Origin of the sequence: Propioniciclava flava, assembly GCF_004126535.1 — a bacterium.
GTDB classification, from domain to species: Bacteria; Actinomycetota; Actinomycetes; order Propionibacteriales; family Propionibacteriaceae; genus Propioniciclava; species Propioniciclava flava.
On sequence record NZ_PPCV01000007.1, the window covers coordinates 160,180 to 179,050 of the forward strand.

Annotated in this window: 19 protein-coding genes; 11 read left to right on the plus strand and 8 right to left on the minus strand. The window is 69.0% G+C overall.

Going from position 1 to position 18,871, the window contains the following annotated elements; all coding sequences use genetic code 11:
* Nucleotides 1-88: 88 nt before the first annotated feature.
* The 3 genes from C1706_RS11085 to C1706_RS11095 form a co-directional block, all read right to left on the minus strand.
* On the minus strand, nt 89-1,390 hold the full coding sequence (locus C1706_RS11085) for a DUF1015 domain-containing protein (RefSeq protein ID WP_129459303.1): 1,302 nt from the start codon (nt 1,388-1,390) through the stop codon (nt 89-91).
* Between the two features lie 120 nt (nt 1,391-1,510).
* Nucleotides 1,511-2,200: a peptide-methionine (S)-S-oxide reductase MsrA gene (msrA, locus tag C1706_RS11090; protein ID WP_129459304.1), complete on the minus strand. Its 690-nt coding sequence runs from the start codon at nt 2,198-2,200 to the stop codon at nt 1,511-1,513.
* Between the two features lie 9 nt (nt 2,201-2,209).
* Nucleotides 2,210-2,905: a HEAT repeat domain-containing protein gene (locus C1706_RS11095; protein ID WP_129459305.1), complete on the minus strand. Its 696-nt coding sequence runs from the start codon at nt 2,903-2,905 to the stop codon at nt 2,210-2,212.
* Between the two features lie 255 nt (nt 2,906-3,160).
* On the opposite strand from C1706_RS11095, the gene C1706_RS11100 reads away from it, so the two are divergent.
* Nucleotides 3,161-3,796, plus strand: a complete 636-nt coding sequence (locus tag C1706_RS11100) for a hypothetical protein (RefSeq protein ID WP_129459306.1) — start codon at nt 3,161-3,163, stop codon at nt 3,794-3,796.
* A gap of 30 nt (nt 3,797-3,826) precedes the next feature.
* Here the strand turns inward: C1706_RS11100 and C1706_RS11105 are convergent, their stop codons facing one another.
* Nucleotides 3,827-4,399 carry a YbaK/EbsC family protein gene (locus tag C1706_RS11105; protein ID WP_129459307.1) on the minus strand — a complete coding sequence of 191 codons (573 nt, stop codon included), beginning with the start codon at nt 4,397-4,399 and terminating at the stop codon, nt 3,827-3,829.
* 96 nt (nt 4,400-4,495) lie between these two features.
* On the opposite strand from C1706_RS11105, the gene C1706_RS11110 reads away from it, so the two are divergent.
* Nucleotides 4,496-5,080: a GNAT family N-acetyltransferase gene (locus C1706_RS11110; RefSeq protein WP_164987532.1), complete on the plus strand. Its 585-nt coding sequence runs from the start codon at nt 4,496-4,498 to the stop codon at nt 5,078-5,080.
* Nucleotides 5,081-5,095: 15 nt separating this feature from the next.
* Here the strand turns inward: C1706_RS11110 and C1706_RS11115 are convergent, their stop codons facing one another.
* Entirely contained in the window at nt 5,096-5,653 is a 558-nt protein-coding gene (locus tag C1706_RS11115) for an HdeD family acid-resistance protein (protein WP_129459309.1), read from the minus strand.
* Between the two features lie 234 nt (nt 5,654-5,887).
* On the opposite strand from C1706_RS11115, the gene dnaK reads away from it, so the two are divergent.
* From dnaK to C1706_RS14795, 4 genes are all read left to right on the plus strand, one after another.
* The gene (gene dnaK, locus C1706_RS11120) at nt 5,888-7,744 is read left to right on the plus strand and encodes a molecular chaperone DnaK (RefSeq protein WP_129459310.1); all 1,857 of its coding nucleotides are present in this window, start codon (nt 5,888-5,890) and stop codon (nt 7,742-7,744) included.
* An 85-nt stretch (nt 7,745-7,829) separates the two neighbouring features.
* Nucleotides 7,830-8,372, plus strand: a complete 543-nt coding sequence (locus C1706_RS11125; RefSeq protein WP_129459311.1) for a nucleotide exchange factor GrpE — start codon at nt 7,830-7,832, stop codon at nt 8,370-8,372.
* Nucleotides 8,373-8,402: 30 nt separating this feature from the next.
* Nucleotides 8,403-9,572: a molecular chaperone DnaJ gene (dnaJ, locus tag C1706_RS11130; RefSeq protein WP_129459312.1), complete on the plus strand. Its 1,170-nt coding sequence runs from the start codon at nt 8,403-8,405 to the stop codon at nt 9,570-9,572.
* Nucleotides 9,573-9,579: 7 nt separating this feature from the next.
* Nucleotides 9,580-10,020, plus strand: a complete 441-nt coding sequence (locus C1706_RS14795; RefSeq protein WP_129459313.1) for a heat shock protein transcriptional repressor HspR — start codon at nt 9,580-9,582, stop codon at nt 10,018-10,020.
* A gap of 12 nt (nt 10,021-10,032) precedes the next feature.
* On the opposite strand, the gene C1706_RS11140 is transcribed toward C1706_RS14795, so the two are convergent.
* Nucleotides 10,033-10,776, minus strand: a complete 744-nt coding sequence (locus C1706_RS11140) for an AAA family ATPase (protein WP_129459314.1) — start codon at nt 10,774-10,776, stop codon at nt 10,033-10,035.
* Nucleotides 10,777-10,878: 102 nt separating this feature from the next.
* On the opposite strand from C1706_RS11140, the gene C1706_RS11145 reads away from it, so the two are divergent.
* The 5 genes from C1706_RS11145 (at nt 10,879) to C1706_RS11165 (ending at nt 15,679) form a co-directional block, all read left to right on the plus strand.
* Nucleotides 10,879-11,778 carry a hypothetical protein gene (locus C1706_RS11145; RefSeq protein ID WP_129459315.1) on the plus strand — a complete coding sequence of 300 codons (900 nt, stop codon included), beginning with the start codon at nt 10,879-10,881 and terminating at the stop codon, nt 11,776-11,778.
* Nucleotides 11,779-11,857: 79 nt separating this feature from the next.
* Nucleotides 11,858-12,394, plus strand: coding sequence for an early set domain-containing protein (locus tag C1706_RS14170; RefSeq protein WP_180316862.1), 537 nt, complete (start codon nt 11,858-11,860; stop codon nt 12,392-12,394).
* A complete protein-coding gene (locus C1706_RS11155; RefSeq protein ID WP_129459316.1) occupies nt 12,394-13,611 on the plus strand; it encodes an MFS transporter in 1,218 nt (405 codons plus the stop codon). The genes C1706_RS14170 and C1706_RS11155 overlap by 1 nt, the downstream gene beginning before the upstream one ends.
* Nucleotides 13,589-13,948, plus strand: a complete 360-nt coding sequence (locus C1706_RS11160; protein ID WP_129459317.1) for an MGMT family protein — start codon at nt 13,589-13,591, stop codon at nt 13,946-13,948. Before C1706_RS11155 ends, C1706_RS11160 begins: the two co-directional genes overlap by 23 nt.
* Before the next feature lie 219 nt (nt 13,949-14,167).
* The gene (locus tag C1706_RS11165) at nt 14,168-15,679 is read left to right on the plus strand and encodes a DEAD/DEAH box helicase (protein ID WP_129459318.1); all 1,512 of its coding nucleotides are present in this window, start codon (nt 14,168-14,170) and stop codon (nt 15,677-15,679) included.
* Nucleotides 15,680-15,756: 77 nt separating this feature from the next.
* Here C1706_RS11165 and C1706_RS11170 read toward each other — a convergent pair whose 3' ends face one another.
* Together C1706_RS11170 and C1706_RS11175 are read right to left on the minus strand one after the other, a co-directional pair.
* Nucleotides 15,757-17,685: a M3 family metallopeptidase gene (locus C1706_RS11170; RefSeq protein ID WP_241653542.1), complete on the minus strand. Its 1,929-nt coding sequence runs from the start codon at nt 17,683-17,685 to the stop codon at nt 15,757-15,759.
* Nucleotides 17,686-17,735: 50 nt separating this feature from the next.
* Nucleotides 17,736-18,770, minus strand: coding sequence for a YdcF family protein (locus tag C1706_RS11175; RefSeq protein WP_164987533.1), 1,035 nt, complete (start codon nt 18,768-18,770; stop codon nt 17,736-17,738).
* Nucleotides 18,771-18,871: the final 101 nt, after the last annotated feature.

The following is an 18,871-nucleotide window of genomic DNA, read 5'->3' on the forward strand; positions in this document are numbered from 1 at the left end:
GCCTAGTCCGGGTGCGCTGTCGCATGCGCGCCATTGGTCGAATGGTTGCGCTGAGCGCGGGGCTGCGCTGCCCGTCGCCGGGTCGCGTTTACGGGCGAATGCGACGGCACTCCAGATAGAAGCGCTTGTCCTGGCCGTGCCCCATGGAGAAGGTCTTGCGGGGGAAAGGGCCGTCGACGGCCACAGAGGCGAAGAAGTCGTCCTTGGCGATAGCCGGGAGCACGATCCCGAGAGCTTCGGGCTCGCGCGCCAGGCGCTCCAGCACGTCTGCTTCGTGAATGTAGTCGGCCTCGGCGTCGGGATGCGCGGGCAACCAGCCGTCCAGGAAGGCCTGGACTGTGCCCACGGCGAGTTGATGGGTCGGTGTCGTGGCCTCGACCACGACGATGCCCTCCTCGCGGATCAGCGCGAACGCCTGTCCGGACGACTGCGCGACGGCGTCCAAGGCGCTCGAGGCGTCCTGCACCGGGGTGAGCACGCCGCCGACGGCGGCGATCAGGTCGTCCCCGAGGCCCCTCGCGTGGGTCACCAGTCGGTGGATGGGCTCGAAATGCAACGACGGATCGTGCAGGTTGACCAACTCGACGAGCGCGTAGCGGGCGGGATGGTCGGGGTCGGCTCCGGCGGCCTTGTGTTCGGCCCAGATGATGGCGGCTGCGGCGAGGGAGTGGTTGCCGTCGCCGACCGCCAGCAGCAGCGGGGCGTCGGCGGGCAGGCCGTAGCGTCGGGCGTATGCCTCGGGGGTGACGAGGGCGGTGAGTGCCGCCACGGTGGCCGCCTGTACTGCGGGGTCTTCGATCAGGAAGCCGCGCACATGCCCCGAGCCGGCCATGAGATCAGCGTCATAGGCGGGGCTCAGCGAGGGGCGCGCCGCTTCCACGGCAGCCAACACGGTGCCATCGGGATCGTCGTACAAGACGAGGACGTGCGGGAGTTCCAGGTCGGCGTCACGCCGCACAGCGACGCGAGGGGGGAGCCGGTCGATCACGGTGCCCTCGGTGGCGCGGATGGGCGTGCGGGCGTGCGGCTGGAAGTCATAGGAATCCAGGTCGATCTCGACGAGCAGACCGCGCTGGACGCCGCGGCTCACCTGGCGTTCCACGTAGACGAAAGCGTCGTGCGGCTCAAGGAGCCCCTCGGACTCGTAGCGACGCATGGTGTCTTGGCAGGCGGCCACCCGCTGGGACACGTCGGGTGCGTGCAGGTACAACTCGGGCAAGATCATCCGCAGCGTGGAGGGGGCATCACCGACGATGCGCTCGACGTCCGCCCAGTAATCGGGCTCAGCCGTGAACTGATCGCAGGCGATGACGGCCCAGCGCGCGATATCGATCGTGGGTCGGGGCAGCAGGACGCGAGGGACGCGCACCGCTGTGGCCTGGGCCTCCATGACTTCTCCCTGGTGGTGATGGTGTCGCGGCGCGAACCATCCGGTGCTGGGCGGTTCGGTTCCTGGCAGCCTAGCGGCCGTTCTGCCGCGCCGAGGGCTCCGCCCGTCCGCGGCTGAGGCTCATTCCGGTGGCAGAACCGACGTCTGGCTGGGGTACTGGTCTTGGCGCAGGACGCCCACCGGGCAGGAAACGCCGGTCGCGTGGATCGGGCAGTAGCCGCCCGGGTTCTTGGCGAGGTACTGCTGGTGGTACGCCTCCGCGTAGAAGAACGGCGGGGCGTCCTCGACCTCGGTCGTGATGGGGCCGTATCCGGCCGCCGTGAGGGCGGGCTGGTACTCGGCGATCAGCGCCTCAGCGGTGGCCCGCTGTTCCGCATTGGTGGTGAAGAGCGCCGAGCGGTACTGGCTCCCGACGTCGTTGCCTTGGCGCATGCCCTGGGTCGGGTCATGGTTCTCCAAGAAGACGCGGACGAGGTCGGCGTAGCTCACCTGGGTGGGGTCGAAGACCACCTTGACCGTCTCGGCGTGCCCGGTCATTCCCGAGCAGACCTCCTCGTAGGTGGGATGCGGGGTGAACCCGCCCTGATAGCCCACCGCGGTATTCACCACCCCCGGTGTCGACCAGAACAGTTTTTCAGCGCCCCAAAAGCAGCCCAGGGCGAAGTAGGCGACGTCGGCCCCTGCGGGGACGTCGCGAAGATCGGTGCCGAACACGTCGTGCGTCACCCCTGCGGGGAGAATCTCGTGGGCGCGGCCGGGCAGGGCGCTCGACGCGTCGGTGGGCCGGGAAGGCGAACGGAAACCGAACATGCCTTGAGGCTACCTGGGCGTGGGCGACGCCCCACCGGGCAGCGGTGCCAGCCCGGCATTGCGTCGGGCATCGGCGTACGCCCCGTCGAAACTGGCGCCCGGGTCAGCGAGGAGCGTGAGGGTGGCGCCCGCATGGGCGCGCTGTTCGGCCCGCAGGGTGTCGCGGGCTCGGATCAGGGCAGGCTCCAGGCTCTCGTCGAGCAGTGCCAGCTCGATGAGCGCGCGCGACAGGCTCTTCTTGACGTCCGCGTCCCCACGCCCCAAATGCCGCAGCAGGGTGCCCGTGAGGTGGGCTTCCTCCCCGCGCGGAACCACCCCGACGGCCACCCGCCAGGCCGTGCGCGCGACCTCGTCGTCCGGGTCGTTCACCAAAGAGGGGAACACCCACGCCCATGCTTGCGGGACGACGAGCTTGGACAAGGTGTGCAGCGCCTGGCTGCGAGCCTGCGGGAGCGGGGCGTCCAACTGCCTGCGGAGGGCGGGGACGACCAGGGTGCGGGGCAGCTGAATGAGCGCCCAGGTCAGGGTCTCGCGGACGAAGAAGTCAGGCTCGACGCCGCACCGCTCGATGAGGGTGGCGAGCAGGCCTGGGTCTGGTTCGGTTCCTGCGAGCAAGGCCGCCTGCAGGCGGCCAGACGGGGTGGCGCCCCGGAGCGCGGCCATGAGCGCTGCGCGACGATCCTCGGAGTTCTCGTGCTGATCCATGCCCTCACGGTGGGGGTTGCCGCAGCGTCAAGGTCAAGGGGGGCCGCGTCGGACGCCCGGACAGGCTTCGTCGCACGCCGGGAGGGCTACGGGAGAGGTCAGGGTTGCGAGCGGGGTGGCGGGGTTGTCGCGTCCCACGGGGGCAGGGACACTGGAATTATCAGGCGGGAGGCTTCGTGGACGCGTTGCACCTGCTCAACAGACGCTTCGGTCGGTCAGCGCGGACGCGCTCCCGGCCCGGATGGAGGAGTGAGGATGACCGAACAGCAGCATGAGCACGATCGCCGCGACGAGGACGCCGTGACCCCACCGGTCGCGGACGCTTCGACGCCGGGCAACGACGACGGTGCCGGGACCGAGCATGACCCGGCGCTGGCCCAAGGGGAGAAGTTCACCCCGGAGAAGCTGGGCGATGCTGCGATCAAGTTCGCCACGGAGACCGTCTACGCGGCGGCGGGCCTGGCCAACGTGGTCGCGGAGAAGGCCAAGGAGTTCTACGACACGCAACGTAAGCAGATCGCCGGGAACACCCCCGAGGGGGTGGACCCGAACTTCCGCCAGTTCGTGGACTCCATGCCCGACCAGTTCAAGACCTTCATGGACGACGCCACCAAGGCCTTCCACGACCTGTCCGAGCGTGGCCGCAGCACGATGAGCGACTTCCAAGATCAGGTGCAGTCGGCGTGGAAGCAGTGGGAGGACCAGCAGCGCGAACAGCGTGCTGCCGCAGACCAGAAGACGGGGGCCTTCGATCTGAGGGACGCCGCCGAGGCCACGTCGGACGCCGCCTCCGCGGTCGCTCCCGACGAGCCCGTCATCCCCGCGCCCATTGCCGATGCAGCTGCGGAGGAGTACCCCGGTGAAGGCAAGGGGGACGTCCGCAACGACTGATGCGGGCGGTCTGCCGCCGCAGCGGCAGCCCTAGTTCTCGACGGCCTCGTGCGCGATCTCGCGCGCCAGGCCGTCGACGCGTTCGGCGCCGGGGACACTGAGGAGCGTTGCGGTGGGAACGAAGAGCTTCGAACCACGGATGCCCGAGCCGATGCAGAGCCACGGTCGCTCGGCCACGGCGGCATCGATCCAGATCGGCCAGTCGGCGGGGCGCCCGATCGGCGTGATGCCGCCGTACTCCATCCCCGTGCGCGTGACCGCTTCCTCCAGGGGCGCGAAGGAAGCCTTGCGGGCGTCGAGGCGCTTGCGGATTGCGCCGTTGACGTCGAGGCGCCGGGTGGCCAGCGTCATGCACACCGCGAACCGCTCAGTGTCCCCGCGGACGCCGCGGACGACGACGGCGTTCGCGGAGGCGTCCAGGGGAACCCCGTAGTGGGCGCAGAAGGCGTCAGTGTCGGCGAGGCCAGGATCAATCGGCGCCACGAACGCCTCCAGGGCATCGGAGGCGAGTGCCGCCGCCACCGGTTCGGCCAGCAGGTCGGTGCGGCTCAAGGCGGGGATGGCGCTGAGGGTGCCCAGGACGGCGTCGGGTGGAGTGGTCACCTGGCCATGCTGACACGCCTCGGACAAGCCAGAAGGTGCGGCTCGAGCCGCGAGCGGTCGGAGGCGGCATCGCGCCGCGTGGCTAGGGTGCCGCGCATGGCGTTTCTCGATCCCGCGACGTTGGAAGCTGGGCCCGTCCGTCTGGAGCCGTTGACCCTCCAGCACGCAGGGCCCCTCGCTGAGGCCATGGGGGACGATCGCCCCGCCGACCTGTGGTTCGCGCGCACCCCCGAGCCTGCGGACCTGGCCGCCGACATCGCGACCAAGCTCGCGGCTGCCGAGCAGGGCCAGTGGCTGCCGTTCGTCGTGCTCCAGGACGCGGTCCCGGTTGGGAGTACGTCCTTCCTGCACCCCCAGGCGGAGATCCCCTCGGTGGAGATCGGGGCCACCTGGCTGGGCCCCGCCGCGCGCCGCACCGGCGTCAATACGGCGGCCAAATCCTTGCTGCTCACGCACGCCTTCGACGTGTGGGGATGCCGCCGGGTGACGTTCCGGGCTACCTGGTGGAACCGCGCCTCACGGGCAGCGATTGAGCGGATCGGCGCGAGTTTCGAGGGCCGGATCCGCAACGATCGCGTCACCCGGGAGGGCCTGGTGACCGATTCTGCCCAGTATGCGATCACCGACGCCGAGTGGCCCGCGGTGCGCCGTCATCTGCAGTTCTTGCGAGAGCACGGCTGACGATCGGCGGTTGCCTCAGACGCGGACGGTCGCGTTCTTGACCAGGGAACGCAGGCGCAGGCTCGCGACGATGGCGGCGACCCCGTACACCAATGCGGTGACCCCGAACAGGATGGCGGCGGCCGCGAGCACCGCCACCGGCGCGAACAGCGTCAAGAAGCCGCACAGGATGCCGATGATGCCGACCAGGATCAGCATCCACTCCCCGCTCACGAACCGGCGGATGCGCACGGCAGTCGCAATCTGGGCGATACCCGAGGCGAAGAACCAGATGGCCAACAGGAGGGCCAGCGCTTGCAAGGTGGCGAACACGTTGGTGACGGCGATGACGCCGACGACGAGGCTGATGAGACCAAACACGCCGAAGAGCGCACGCTCGCCGGGGGTGACGTCATGCACGGTGAAGGCGTTGATGGCTAGGCCGACCCCGTCGAAGATCAGCCAAAAGCCGATGAACGTGGCGATGACGATCAAGGTGGGCCCAGGCCACACGATGGTGACCAAGCCAGCTAGGGCGGCGATGATGCCCCGGGCTAGGATCCACGGCCACGTACGGGCGACGAAGGTGAGCATGGGAGCGTTCCTTTCGTGGGTTGACCCTCACGTTACGCGTGCCCCCCGTGCCGGGCAAGGGACGCCGCGCTGCTGGGCGCGGCCATGTTCTGCGGCGTCCGACGCCCCATCAATCCGCCCACGGCTCAGGGAATAACCCCATCGATCCCGGGGTTGAGTCATGTGAACTCAACTTCTGGGGTTGAGTCTGTTAGGCTCAACCACGAGCAACCCACATACCTGGAGGTTTTCACCATGGCCCGTGCAGTCGGTATCGACCTCGGCACCACCAACTCCGTCGTTGCCGCCATGGAGGGCGGCGAGCCGACGGTCATCCCCAACGCAGAAGGCTCGCGCACCACCCCGTCCGTCGTCGCGTTCTCCAAGAACGGCGAGGTCCTGGTCGGCGAGGTCGCCAAGCGTCAGGCCGTCACGAACGTCGACCGCACGATCCGCTCCGTCAAGCGCCACATGGGCACCGACTGGAGCATCGACATCGACGGCAAGAAGTACAACGCGCAAGAGATCAGCGCCCGCGTCCTGCAAAAGCTCAAGCGCGACGCTGAGGCCTACCTGGGTGAGACGGTCACCAACGCCGTCATCACCGTTCCGGCGTACTTCGGTGACGCCGAGCGCCAGGCCACCAAGGAGGCCGGCGAGATCGCTGGCCTGACCGTGGACCGCATCATCAACGAGCCCACCGCCGCCGCGCTGGCCTACGGCCTCGACAAGGGCGACGCCGAGCAGACCGTGCTGGTCTTCGACCTCGGCGGTGGCACCTTCGACGTGTCGCTGCTGGACATCGCCGATGGCGTGTTCGAGGTCAAGGCCACCAAGGGCGACAACCGCCTCGGCGGCGACGACTGGGATCAGCGCATCGTCGACTGGCTGGTCAAGAAGTTCAAGGACGCCCACGGCGTCGACCTGTCCAAGGACAAGATGGCCCGCCAGCGCCTGCTGGAGGCCGCCGAGCGCGCCAAGATCGAACTGAGCGCCGCTCAGGAGACGCAGATCAACCTGCCCTACATCACGGCCAGCGCCGAGGGCCCGCTGCACCTGGACGAGAAGCTGACCCGCGCCGAGTTCCAGCGGATGACCCAGGATCTCCTGGATCGCCTGCGCAGCCCGTTCAACGCGGTCATCAAGGACGCCAACACGTCGGTGAACAAGATCGACCAGGTCATCTTGGTCGGTGGCTCCACCCGCATGCCGGCTGTCGCCGACCTCGTGAAGGAGCTCAGCGGCAAGGAGCCCAACAAGAGCGTCAACCCCGACGAGGTCGTCGCTCTCGGTGCGGCCCTGCAGGCCGGCGTCCTGAAGGGCGAGGTCAAGGATGTGCTGCTGCTCGACGTCACCCCGCTGAGCCTCGGCATCGAGACCCGCGGCGGCGTCATGACCAAGATCATCGAGCGCAACACCACCATCCCGACCAAGCGGTCCGAGGTGTTCACCACGGCCGAAGACAACCAGCCTTCGGTGATGATCCAGGTGTACCAAGGCGAGCGTGACTTCGCCCGCGACAACAAGTCGCTGGGCAACTTCGAACTCACCGGCCTGATGCCCGCCCCGCGCGGCGTCCCGCAGATCGAGGTCGCCTTCGACATCGACGCCAACGGCATCGTTCACGTGTCCGCCAAGGACATGGCGACCGGCAAGGAGCAGTCGATGACTGTCACCGGCGGCTCCGCCCTCGGCAAGGACGACATCGACCGCATGGTCCGTGACGCGGAAGCTCACGCCGACGAGGACCGCAAGCGCCGCGAGGCCGTCGAGATGCGCAACGAGGCCGACGCGCTGGCGTTCCGCACCGAGAAGCTCCTCAAGGACAACGAGGAGGCTCTCGGCGATGACGTCAAGGGTCCGGTCGAGGCCGCTCTCACCACGTTGAAGGAGGCCCTGAAGGGCACCGACAACGACGATGAGGTCAAGACCGCCATGAAGGACCTCAACGAGAAGGCGTCCGCCATGGGGCAGGCCGTCTACGCCGCCGCGCAGGCCAAGCAGGCATCCGCCGAGGAGCCGAGCGCAAGCCCGGGCGAGTCGGCTGCGACCGCGGGTGCCGATGACGATGTCGTCGACGCCGAGATCGTGGACGAGGGCGACAACAAGTAAGCACACGCTGCCGGCTGGGTAGGCTCCCGGGTTACCGGGCGGCCTGCCCAGCCGGTGCCGCACATCGCGAGAAAGTGGAGCACACGTGAACGACCAAAACCCCGACGACTCGACCGGCGCACCGGAGGGCTCGCAACCCGAGATCCAGGTGCCCGATGACGCCTCGTCGATCACTGACGCGGCACCCCAGGCCGCGGAGGTGGCCAAGCTCACCAACGAACTCGGGGAGCGCACCGCAGACCTGCAGCGCCTGCAGGCCGAGTACGTCAACTACAAGCGCAGGGTCGACCGCGATCGACACGTGGCGCGGCAGTCCGGGATCGATCAGGTCGTCAGCGACCTGCTGCCCGTGCTGGACGCCATCGATGCGGCACGGCACCACGAGGAACTGGACGGCGGGTTCAAGCTCGTCGTCGACGCGCTGGAGAAGGTGGCGGCCAAGTACGGTCTCGTCGCGTTCGGCGAGGTCGGCGAGGAGTTCGACCCCAACCTGCACGAGGCGCTCATGCAGGTTCCGATGGAGGGCGATCACACCCACCAGATCGTGTCCTCAGTCATGCAGAAGGGGATCAAGCTCGGTGACCGCGTCATCCGGCCTGCGCGCGTGGGCGTCGCAGATCCCAACTGATCCATTCGAAGCGAGCCGGGAGGAGGCATCGTGAGCACCAACGCGGAGAAGGACTACTACAAGGCCCTGGGCGTCTCCAAGGACGCTAAGGCTGACGAAATCAAGAAGGCGTTCCGCAAGCTGGCCCGCGACAACCACCCCGACCAGCACCCCGGCGACGCAGCGGCGGAGAAGCGCTTCAAGGAGGTCTCGGAGGCTTATTCGATCCTCTCCGACCCCAAGAAGCGCAAGGAGTACGACGACCAACGCTCCATGCTGGGCGGCTTCCGGTTCCCCGGTGGCGGGTCCGGCGGTGCGCCGGGTGGGTTCTCCGGGTTCGGCAGCGGTGCTGCGGGTCCCTCCGTGGAGGATCTGTTCCGCAACGCCGGAGACCAGAACATCTCCGACTTGTTCGGGGGGCTGTTCCGCAACTCCGGCGGATCGCGTCGCACCACGCGGAGCACGGCACGTCGCGGGAGCGACATCGAGGGCGAGGTCACCATCGACTTCGACCAGGCCGTCAACGGGACGACTGTCTCGATGCAGACCATCTCGGACACCCCGTGTACCGCCTGCCGGGGTACCGGCGCGGCGCCCGGCACGTCTCCCGAGATTTGCCCGACCTGTGAGGGGTCCGGGTCGGTCATGACGCAGACCTCGGGTGGGTTCACCGTCTCCGAGCCATGCCCCACCTGCCACGGGCGCGGCCTGTACGTCGAGGATCCCTGCCCGGTGTGTCACGGCTCCGGCCGTGGGCGTTCCACCAAGACCATGCAGGTCCGGATCCCCGCCGGGGTCGAGGACGGGCAACGCCTTCGCCTCAAGGGCAAGGGTGGTGCGGGTGAGAATGGTGGCGCCGCAGGCGACCTCTTCGTGCTGGTCAACGTCACGCCGCACCCGCTGTTTGGGCGCAAGGGCGACAACCTGACCGTCACGGTTCCGGTCACCTACGCCGAGGCGGCGCTGGGCGCCGACATCGAGGTGCCCACGCTCGGCGGGCAGCGCGTCAAGCTGCGTATCCCCGCGGGGACGCCGAACGGGCGGACCTTCCGGGTGCGCGGTCGCGGAGTGTCGAGGAAGAATGGCGAGAAGGGGGACTTGCTGGTCACCGTCGAAGTTCAGGTTCCGGCGTCCATGAACCAGGCGGCGAGCGACGCGCTCAAGGCCCACGCCGAGGCGCTGGGAGCCACCGACCCCCGTGCTGGACTGTTCACGAAGTGAGCCTGAGATGAGTGATGCACTGCCCGCCAACCTCGACATCGAGTTGCCGCTGTTCACGGTCTCGGTAGCGGCGAGGCTGGCGGACATGCACCCGCAGACGCTGCGAGGGTACGACCGGCTCGGGCTGATCGTCCCCTCGCGCGCCAAAGGGCGGGGGCGCCGCTATTCGCTGCGTGACATCGCCAAGCTGCGCCACATCCAGCACCTGTCCCAAGACGAGGGCATCAACCTGGAGGGCGTCCGCCGGATCCTGAGCCTCGAAACCGAACTCGACGAGGCCAACCGGCAGATCGATCGGCTGCTCGGCGTCCTGGCGGGCCGTGACGACCACGGCAGCGGGCGCACCTTCACCGTGGGGCGCGGCAGTGTCCACCTGGGGCGGACCCTGCGCGTCCGACCACCACGGGCCCTGCCGCCGGGGACGCGGGCGCTCGCCACGGGCGAGTGACACCCGCGAGCTTCAGCTTCGCAGGTGACGCAGGAAGCGCTGCGGATCCGCCAAGAAATACCGTTCGTTGATCACGAGGTCGAGATCCTCCCAGGTGATCGGCTGCAGGCCGGCGCCCTCCAACTGCCACAACGCTGCGCCAGGCAGGGCGGCGAACACGGGCGAATGCGTCGCGATCAGGAGTTGGACGTTGGGGTGACGCATCATGTCCACGAGCGTCGCCAGGGCGTGCAGCGCTGAGGTGAAGGACAACGCCGATTCCGGCTCATCGAGGACGTAGAGCCCCGGACGCAGAACCCCGCGGCTGGTCCGCGTCCGATTCTCCAAAATGGCGCGGAACGATTCCCCATGCGACAGGCGATGGAACGGATCCCCGCCGTTCGACTCCAGATAGCTGAACAAGCCGTGCATCGTTTCCGCGCGCAGGAAGTACCCGCCACGGGAGGCGCCCGCGCCCCGGACGAGCTGAAGTGTTTCCGACAAGGGCGATTCGGTCCGTCGCGTGGTGAAGCGCGCCCCGGTCGAGCCGCCCTCCGGGTTGAGCCCATAGGCCTCGGCGATCCCCTCCAGGAGCGTCGACTTCCCCGAGCCGTTCTCACCGACCAGGATCGTGGCCTGCGACAGATCCAGCCCGTGCCTCAGTACGTGCGCCACGGCGGGGATGCGGTAGGGCCACACGTCGCGCTCCCACGCGGCGTCGCGGCGTGCTTCGACGCGGCGAACCGGACGATTCACCTCGACCAGCTTTCTCCCCATGCCCGCAGGCTAAAGGAGGCGTCCGACAGAAGGAGGGGGAGGACGTGCTCAACCTGTGGTTGAATCGAAGACGAACAGCCCGACGGACCGGAGGGATGGGGGATGAGCGGAACGGCGGCGTCCACAAAGGTGTGGCGACGACTTGGATCCCATGCACGTGATGCGCTTCTGCGAGGGCTCGGTGAGGCCGAGTTGCGCGCGATCCTCGCCGATATCGCACGGGCGCGTGCGGGGTCGATGACCTCGGCCGACATCATCACCTGCTGGCGCGAGGACCGCCTGGTGACGCCCAGCGTGGCCGACCCGCGTGCTGTCTTGGCCCTCACCCAGCGACTCTGGGAGGCCGCGCCACCGGAATTCGCCGGTGTGACACTGTCCCCTCTGACGAGCCTGGGGACCGGGAGCCATCTCGGCGGCCGAGGACAGAACCGGGTGATCACCACGGTGCGGGGCAGCGAACTGGTCGCCGACCCGGCGCACGCGCTCGCATTGGAGGCCTCCAAGCAGCGGCGCAGCGGACACGCGCGGGTCCACCTGGCCACGCACGCCCGCGCGACACACGCCTCGGATCCCGGCGAGGGGGCGGCCCACGAACTCATCTTTTCCTTGTGCTCGTCGGCGCCGGATGGGGGAGGCCTCAGCACCGAGGTGGAGTTGCTCGAACTGCACCTGCGCTACTGGCAGGCGGCCTTGCGCGCCCTCGTGCCGACGGCACGGCTCCATCTGGTGCTGTGGGATGTGTCCTTGGCCGCCTTGGTGGAGGGCCGAGGTCTCCTGGAGGACGTGACGGTGGTCAGGGGCACCGACGCGACGCCCTGGCGTAACCCCTACGTGGCGGCGGCCTTCCGCTTCGTTGTGGGGGAGGACAGCCCCGTGATCCTGGGCGATGGCGGCTTCGTGCCGTGGACTCAGGCGTTGACCCGTAACCGTAAGGATCGGTGCCTCGTCTCAGGGATCAGCGTGGACGCGCTCGTCCAGCAGCACTGGCTGACGGAGCACTAGCCTCGCCGGTCCGTGGTAACCCCAGGAGCGGGCGCTTCGATTCGATGGAACAATGGGGGAGCCGAGAAAGGGACGTCCCATGTTGTTGCGCTCACCCGCACCCCGCCCAGGCCTTCGCCTTCTGACCTTCGAACTGCCCAGCGACCATCCGGCAGGCCGGATCAGTGTCGTGGGAACGTTCAACGCGTGGACCCCCGGCGCCACACCGTTCGTCGTGGATGGGGAGCATCAGCGGGCGCAGGCCACCGTGCCCGCCGACGCGGCGGTGTCCTTCAGGTATCTGGGCGAGCACGGCTGGTGGTTCGATGAGCCGGACGCCGATCGCGTCGATGAGGCAGGTTCCCACCTCGAACCCGACCCTGCCGCCGCGCAGTGGCACCCGGTTGAGGCGCCGCCGACGCAGGACGGCACCACGATCAGCCCCGCCGAATATGCCGCGGAGGTCGCGCTGCGCCGTCGTCGCAGGGCAGAGAAGGCGAGCCTGAAGGCTGCCCAGAAGGCACGCGAGAAGGCAGCCAAGGCGGCCAAGAAGATTCGTCGACGCACCGATAAGGCGCAGCGTCAGGCTCGCCGAGCGATCCAGGACGGGCCGTTGCGAAACGACGACCAGGAGTGATGCGCCTGTCTGCGAGCGCACGGTTGTGGTGGGCCCTGATCGCGATCGCGGTGCTGGCGGTCAACCTGCGTCCTGGCGCGACATCCTTGGGGCCGGTGCTGGCCGAGGTGAAACAGAGCCTGGGCATCACGAGCACCGTCGCTGGCGTCCTGACCGCCTTGCCAGGGTTCGCCTTTGCCGTGTTTGGCGCAGTTGCGGTGTCCCTTGGTCTGCGGTGGGGGCTCTCGCGCGCCCTGGCGATCGCCACGGTGGTCGCGACGATCGGGCTCCTGGCCCGCCCGTTCGTGGACTCGGCGCTGGCCTTCCTGCTGTTCAGCGTGGTCGCGTTCGCGGGCATGGCCGTGGGCAACGTCTTGGTGCCCGCCTACGTCAAGGAGACCTTCCCCAACCGGCTCGCCGGGGTGATGTCGGTCTACACCATCTCGCTCGCCATCGGCGCGACCGGTGCGTCGATGCTGTCGGCCCCCCTGTCGGCGGTGGCTCCCGGGGGCTGGCGTTTCGCGTTGGGGGTGTGGGGCGCGTCGATGGCGCTGGCGACCGTGCCGTGGATCGTCGTGGCGGTCTCGGATCGCAGGCGCAGGCGAAGGCTGCCCCCGGCGCCGGACGTACCGCGCCGCTCGGGGTCCATCTTCGGTGTGGTGCGCTCGCGCAAGGCGATCGCATTGGCGGTGTTCTTCGGGACGCAATCGATGCAGGCTTACGTGCAGTTCGGCTGGCTCGCGCAGATGTTCCGCGACGGCGGGCTGGGGGCAACCGAGGCGGGGTGGATGGTCGGGATCACCGCGGCCCTCGGCATTCCGGCCGGGTTCGTCATGCCCGTCGTCGCAGCACGCGTGCGCGATCCCCGCTGGGTGGTGGTCCTGCTGGGGGCGCTTCTGGTGGCGGGATACCTGGGAATCTGGCTGGCGCCCACGACGCTGCCGTGGCTGTGGGCGACCTTCTTGGGCCTGTCCGGATTCGCGTTTGCGCTCTCGCTTGCCCTGGTGACCGCTCGGACGCGCGACCCTCACGTCACGACGCAACTGTCAGGGTTCACGCAGTCGGTGGGCTACCTGTTCTCTGCCTGCGGCCCGTTCGCGGTCGGTCTCTTGTTCGATGTCACGCACGGGTGGACGATCCCGTTGTGGTTCCTGCTGGGCAGTGCGGTCGTGTTCACGACCGCGGGCATGGTGGCCGCGGGGCCGGGAGACGTCGATGACGACCTCGTCCGCGCCTGATCCTGGCGAGCGCGTCGCGCTGGCCGTCAGCCTGGTCCCGCCCGGACGCGTGGCGGCCTACGGCGAGATCGGGACCCTCGTCGGCATCGGTCCGCGTCAGGTGGGCGCGGTGCTGAAGGACCTCGACCTTGCGGTGCCCTGGTGGCGGATCATGGGCCACGACGGACGCTGCGCGGTCCTGGATGCCGCCCTACCGCATTGGCGCGCCGAAGGGATCGAGGTCAGACCGGACGGGCGCGGCTGTCGCATGGCGCGCTACCACGCCGATCTCGGCGAACTGGCCACCGACTACCGTCTCGCTGCCGCCGAGCGTGGCTGGAGCTTCGACGAACCCTGAGCGGCGCGTGAGCCGAGGCGGGACGCGTCGCGACGGGGGCTGCAACGGGCTGGCCGACCTCCTTGGTCAGATCGACTAGAATGGTGGGCAGCGACCCGCACCAGTCTTGCCTCGGGTCGCATGATGATGCGATCCATCGTGGATCGCTGGTCGCGCCGCACCGGTCACCGGATCGGATCCTGCCGAGCGCGCCGGGCGAGACGCCCAGGAATCAGGAATATGACGTCACCTTTCGCACGCCTTGGCGTGCCGACCAACCTCGTCGACGTGCTGGCCACGTTCGACATCGACACCCCCACCCCCATCCAAGCGGCCACGCTGCCCGACTCCCTGGCCGGACGCGACGTGCTCGGCCGCGGACGCACCGGCTCGGGTAAGACCTTCGCCTTCGCGCTGCCCGTGGTGGCGCGCCTGGCAGCTGAGCGGCGGCGTCCGGCGCCGGGGCGCCCGCGTGCCCTCGTGCTCGCCCCCACCCGTGAACTCGCGGCGCAGATCGCCGACTCTCTGCGTCCGCTCGCTGCGGCCGACCGGCTCAGCCTGCTGACCATCTTCGGTGGGGTGAACCAGAATCCGCAGGTGCGGGCGCTGCGTGACGGCGTCGACATTCTCGTCGCCACGCCCGGACGCCTCCTCGACCTGCGTGACCAGGGCCACCTGGCGCTCAGCGATGTGATGGTCACCGTCATCGACGAGGCCGACCACATGAGCGATATGGGCTTCCTGCCGGGGGTGAAGAAGATCCTCGCCGCGACGCCGAATCGTTCGCAGCGGCTGTTGTTCTCCGCCACCCTCGACAACGCCGTCAACGTGCTGGTCAAGCAGTTCCTCCACGACCCCGTCGTGCACGAGGCCGACTCCGCGCAGTCCCCGGTCGCGACCATGCAGCACCACGTTTTGACGGTGAGCCCTGCCGAACGCCTCGATGTCGTCGCCGATCTCACCGCAGCCCCCGGGCGCACCATCGTGTTCACCCGCACCAAGCACGGCGCCAAGAAGCTCGCCAAGCAACTCGTGGCGCGCGGCATCCCGGCGGTGGACCTGCACGGCAACCTCAACCAGAACGCCCGGACGCGCCACTTGGAGGCATTCGGCTCCGGACGCGTGGAGACCCTCGTGGCCACCGATATCGCGGCCCGCGGGATTCACGTCGATGACGTCGCCCTCGTGGTGCACGCCGATCCGCCCACCGAGCACAAGGCGTACCTGCACCGCTCCGGACGCACCGCGCGGGCCGGGCACGCGGGTACGGTCGTAACGATCGCGACCCCCGATCAACGCGGCGACGTGCGCGGGCTCATGCGCGCAGCGAAGATCACCCCGCAGATCAGCGAGGCGACCCCCGAGATCCTGCACTCGCTGGCTCCCGGCGAGCGTCACCTCATGAGTGCTGCCGAGGTGGTCGAGCGGACGCCGAGCGCCCCGGTGCAGCAGCAACAGCAAGGCGGCGGCAACCGCCGAAGTGGCGGTGGGCGTGGGCGCGGTGGACGCGGCGGGGCGACCGGACACGGCACGTCGGGCACCCGCGGAGGCGAGCAGCGTTCCACGGGTGGTCGTGGTGGTGCGTCGACGCGCGGACGCTCCGGAGGATCCTCGAACGCGGGCGCGCAGCGCAGCAGCGCAGGCACCTCGCGACGTGGGGGAGGCGCCTCGAGCGCCAGCCCGGCGGGCTCGACGCGCGGCGCGGCGGCGTTCTCGGCGTCGGCTGGTCGCGCTCAGCGCCGCAGCCGCTAAGCCGGCGCGGTCCCCTCAACGATGACCAACGCGCAGGCGCCCGGGCAGCAACAGCCCGGGCGCCTGCGCGTGTGTCGTCAGCGGGCCAGCCAGGCCGCGTACGCGTCGAAGGAGAACGGGCGCCCGAGGAACGTGGCGACGAGATCCGCCGCGTCACGGCTGCCGCCGGGGGCCAGCACCGTGTCGCGGTAGCGCGTCGCGACGCGCTCATCGAACAGGTCGTCGGCGTTGAACGCGCTGAACAGGTCCTTAGCGATCACCAGGGACCACATGTAGGTGTAGTAGCCCGAGCCGTACCCGTCGAGGTGACCAAAGCTGGTCGGCATGCAGGTGCCGGGCAGGTACGGGAACAGGGAGTAGCGAGCTTGAAGCTCCGCGGTCCGTGCCACCACATCGTCGGGATTCTCCAGGTGCAGGTAGTACGACAGCGCCGCGTAGAACATCTGGGTGCGGGCGAAGTAGCCCTTCCCGAAATCCTCGGCCTCACGCATCCGGGCCACCAGTGCGGCGGGGATGGGCTCGCCGGCGGCGTTCGTGGCGAAGCTGCGCAGCACGTCGGCGTCCCAGGCCCACTCCTCCAGCATTTGGCTGGGAGCCTCGACGAAGTCCCATTCCGTCGCGACCCCGGAAAACTCGGCCCAGCGCTGGTGCCCGCCCACGAGGTGATGGACCAGGTGCCCGAACTCGTGGAACAAGGTGACGACATCGTCGTGCTCCATCAGCCCCGTCGGCAGGTTGCACACGAGGGCGCCCTCGGGGAGTTGCACCTGCGACACGCCACCGACCAAGGTGAACTGGGCAGCATGCTTGAACTTGCCCTCGCGGGGGTGCAGATCCAGGTAGATGCGGCCCAAGAGTTCCCCGTCGGCCATGCGAGTCACGTCGTAGGCGGTGACGGCCTCGTGCCAGACCGGCGCATCGGCGCGCGGGGTGTACGTCAGCCCGAAGAGACGCCCGGTGACCTTCAGCAGCCCGGCCCGCACCTTGGCGAAATCGAAGTACGTGCGCACGACCTGGGCGTCCACATCGAGTTCTTCACGGCGGTGGACTTCGGCGTAGTAGGCGGCATCGCTGGACTCGACGCGCTCAGCCTCAGGATGGTCGCGACGCAAGCGCTCCAGCAGGACGGCCACGTCGCGGTGGGCGGGCGCGTCGGCGGCGTCGGCGATCTTGTCGATGAAGGCGGCGATCGCGTCGCCGGACCCGATCATTTTCACCTCCGCGTCGTAGTCGGGCCAACTCGCGTACCCCAGCAACTGCGCCAGTTCCGCGCGCAGCCCGAAGATCTCGTGGAGGGCAGGCACGTTGTCGGGGTAGCCGATCGTGAGGGAGGCGATCGACAGGTCGCGACGCGCCTGCGCGTCATGCGCGAACGTGCGGAAAGGAAGGGCGTCGGGGTAGTCGGTGGTGACGCTCACCCAGCCCTCGTCATCGGCAGGGTGAGCGTCGATCCAATCCTGCGGCAGCCCGTCGAGTTGCTCGGGCCGGACGCGGATCGTGCGGGTGCCCTCGCGGATGGTCTTGGCGAACTGCTGACCCACCACGGTGAGCCGATCGCGGATCTCGGTGATCCGGGCGCGCGTCTGCTCATCGGTGGCCACGCCGGAACGGCGGAAGGACCGCACCACATGCTCCAGCAGGCGGGACGCCTCGGCGTCCAGATCGCTGGCATCCAGGCCGGAGAACACGGCGTACAACTCCGTGTCCAGACCCAACTGGGTGGCCAGGCTGCGGGCCTGCTGCGCCAACGCGTCCGCTTGCTCGCGGACGGCAAGGTCGGGATGGACCTCGCTGAACAGTTCGCAGCGGGCCGCGACGGACCCCAGCGCAATGTCGATGTCGTTCCAGGCTTCCAGGACGGCCTGCGCCGAACTCGGCGTCTCGGTCTTGAGGCGGTCCGCCCCGCTACGGGCCGCATCCAAGGCGGCGGCGCAGGAATCGGTCAACCAGGCGAGGTAGGCCTGACCCTCAGGTGCGGGCAGGGACAGCGGTGTCAGATCACTCACGGGCTCACCCTACCCAGCGGCCCATGCGCACCCGCCGCCCGGGCTGGCCTCTATGAGGTGACCAGCGCCAGGGCCAGGAGCGGGACGTAACAGGCCAGGATCAGACCGACGACCACCAGATGCCACCGGCGGTGCTCGGCCATGACCGCGACGAACTCCCGGATCAGGGCGCTGGGGTAGTAGTAGCCCGCGGTGGGGGCGCCCACGACGCGAGCGTTGAGGCCGAACGAGCGCGTCAGCATGCCCGCACGGAGCGCGTGATAGTTGCTCGTCACGACGATCACCGGGGCGTCCGGGGAGGGCAGGAGGCGGCGCGAGAGTTGCAGGTTCTCTCGGGTGGTGCGCGAGGCGGTCTCGGGGAGAACCAGGTCAGTGGGGGAGCCTGCGGCGACGAGGAAGTGGCCCATCGCCACCCCCTCGGGAACCGTCTCGTCCGCGCCTTGGCCACCGCTGGGGATCAGGACGGGGGGCGGGACGAAGCGTTGCTGGACCTCCCGGGCCTTGCGGAGGCGTCCGGCCAGGAGCGGGGGCACACGATCCCCGTCCAGCAGGCCCGCCCCGAGCACGATGATGGCTTCGGGGCGTTGCAGCGCCGTCAGGCGGCTCGACAGCAGCGAGGTGGCCCAGAAGGCGGCAAAGCAGGTCGCCACGTAGCCAGCGAGGGTCAAGACGAGGAAGGTCAGGCTCACCAGGACCAGGCGGGTCGTGGTGCCCCACGCGTCTGGCCAGGGCACAAAGACCATCAACACCAGGCCCACCATGCCCAGGCCTGCCAGCAACGAGAGCGCGTTGCCGAGCGACAGGCTCTCTTTGCGCAGCATCGTGACGCCGTTGGCGAGGAGGAAAACCGCCAACACGGGATAGCTGAGTACCGGGACGAGGGCGCACAGCATCAAGAAGATCGCCAGGGGGATGAGGTGCCCCTGCTCGGCTGCGATCACCAGGCCGCAGAACAGGGCGAGCCCGAATCCGCCGACGAGGGCCACCCCGTACAGGATGCGCCGTCCGTCGGTGATCATGCGCCACAGCCCCCAGGCGAAGGCGACCACCCCGAGGATCATCGGCGTCCACACGAACCAACCCATACCTCCCAGCCTGTCAGGTTCGGAGCCGGGAGGCCTCATCCGTGGGGCGCGCGCGAGGGCATCCTCTGGAATACTGGAGCGGTCACCGGGGTTGAGTCTAG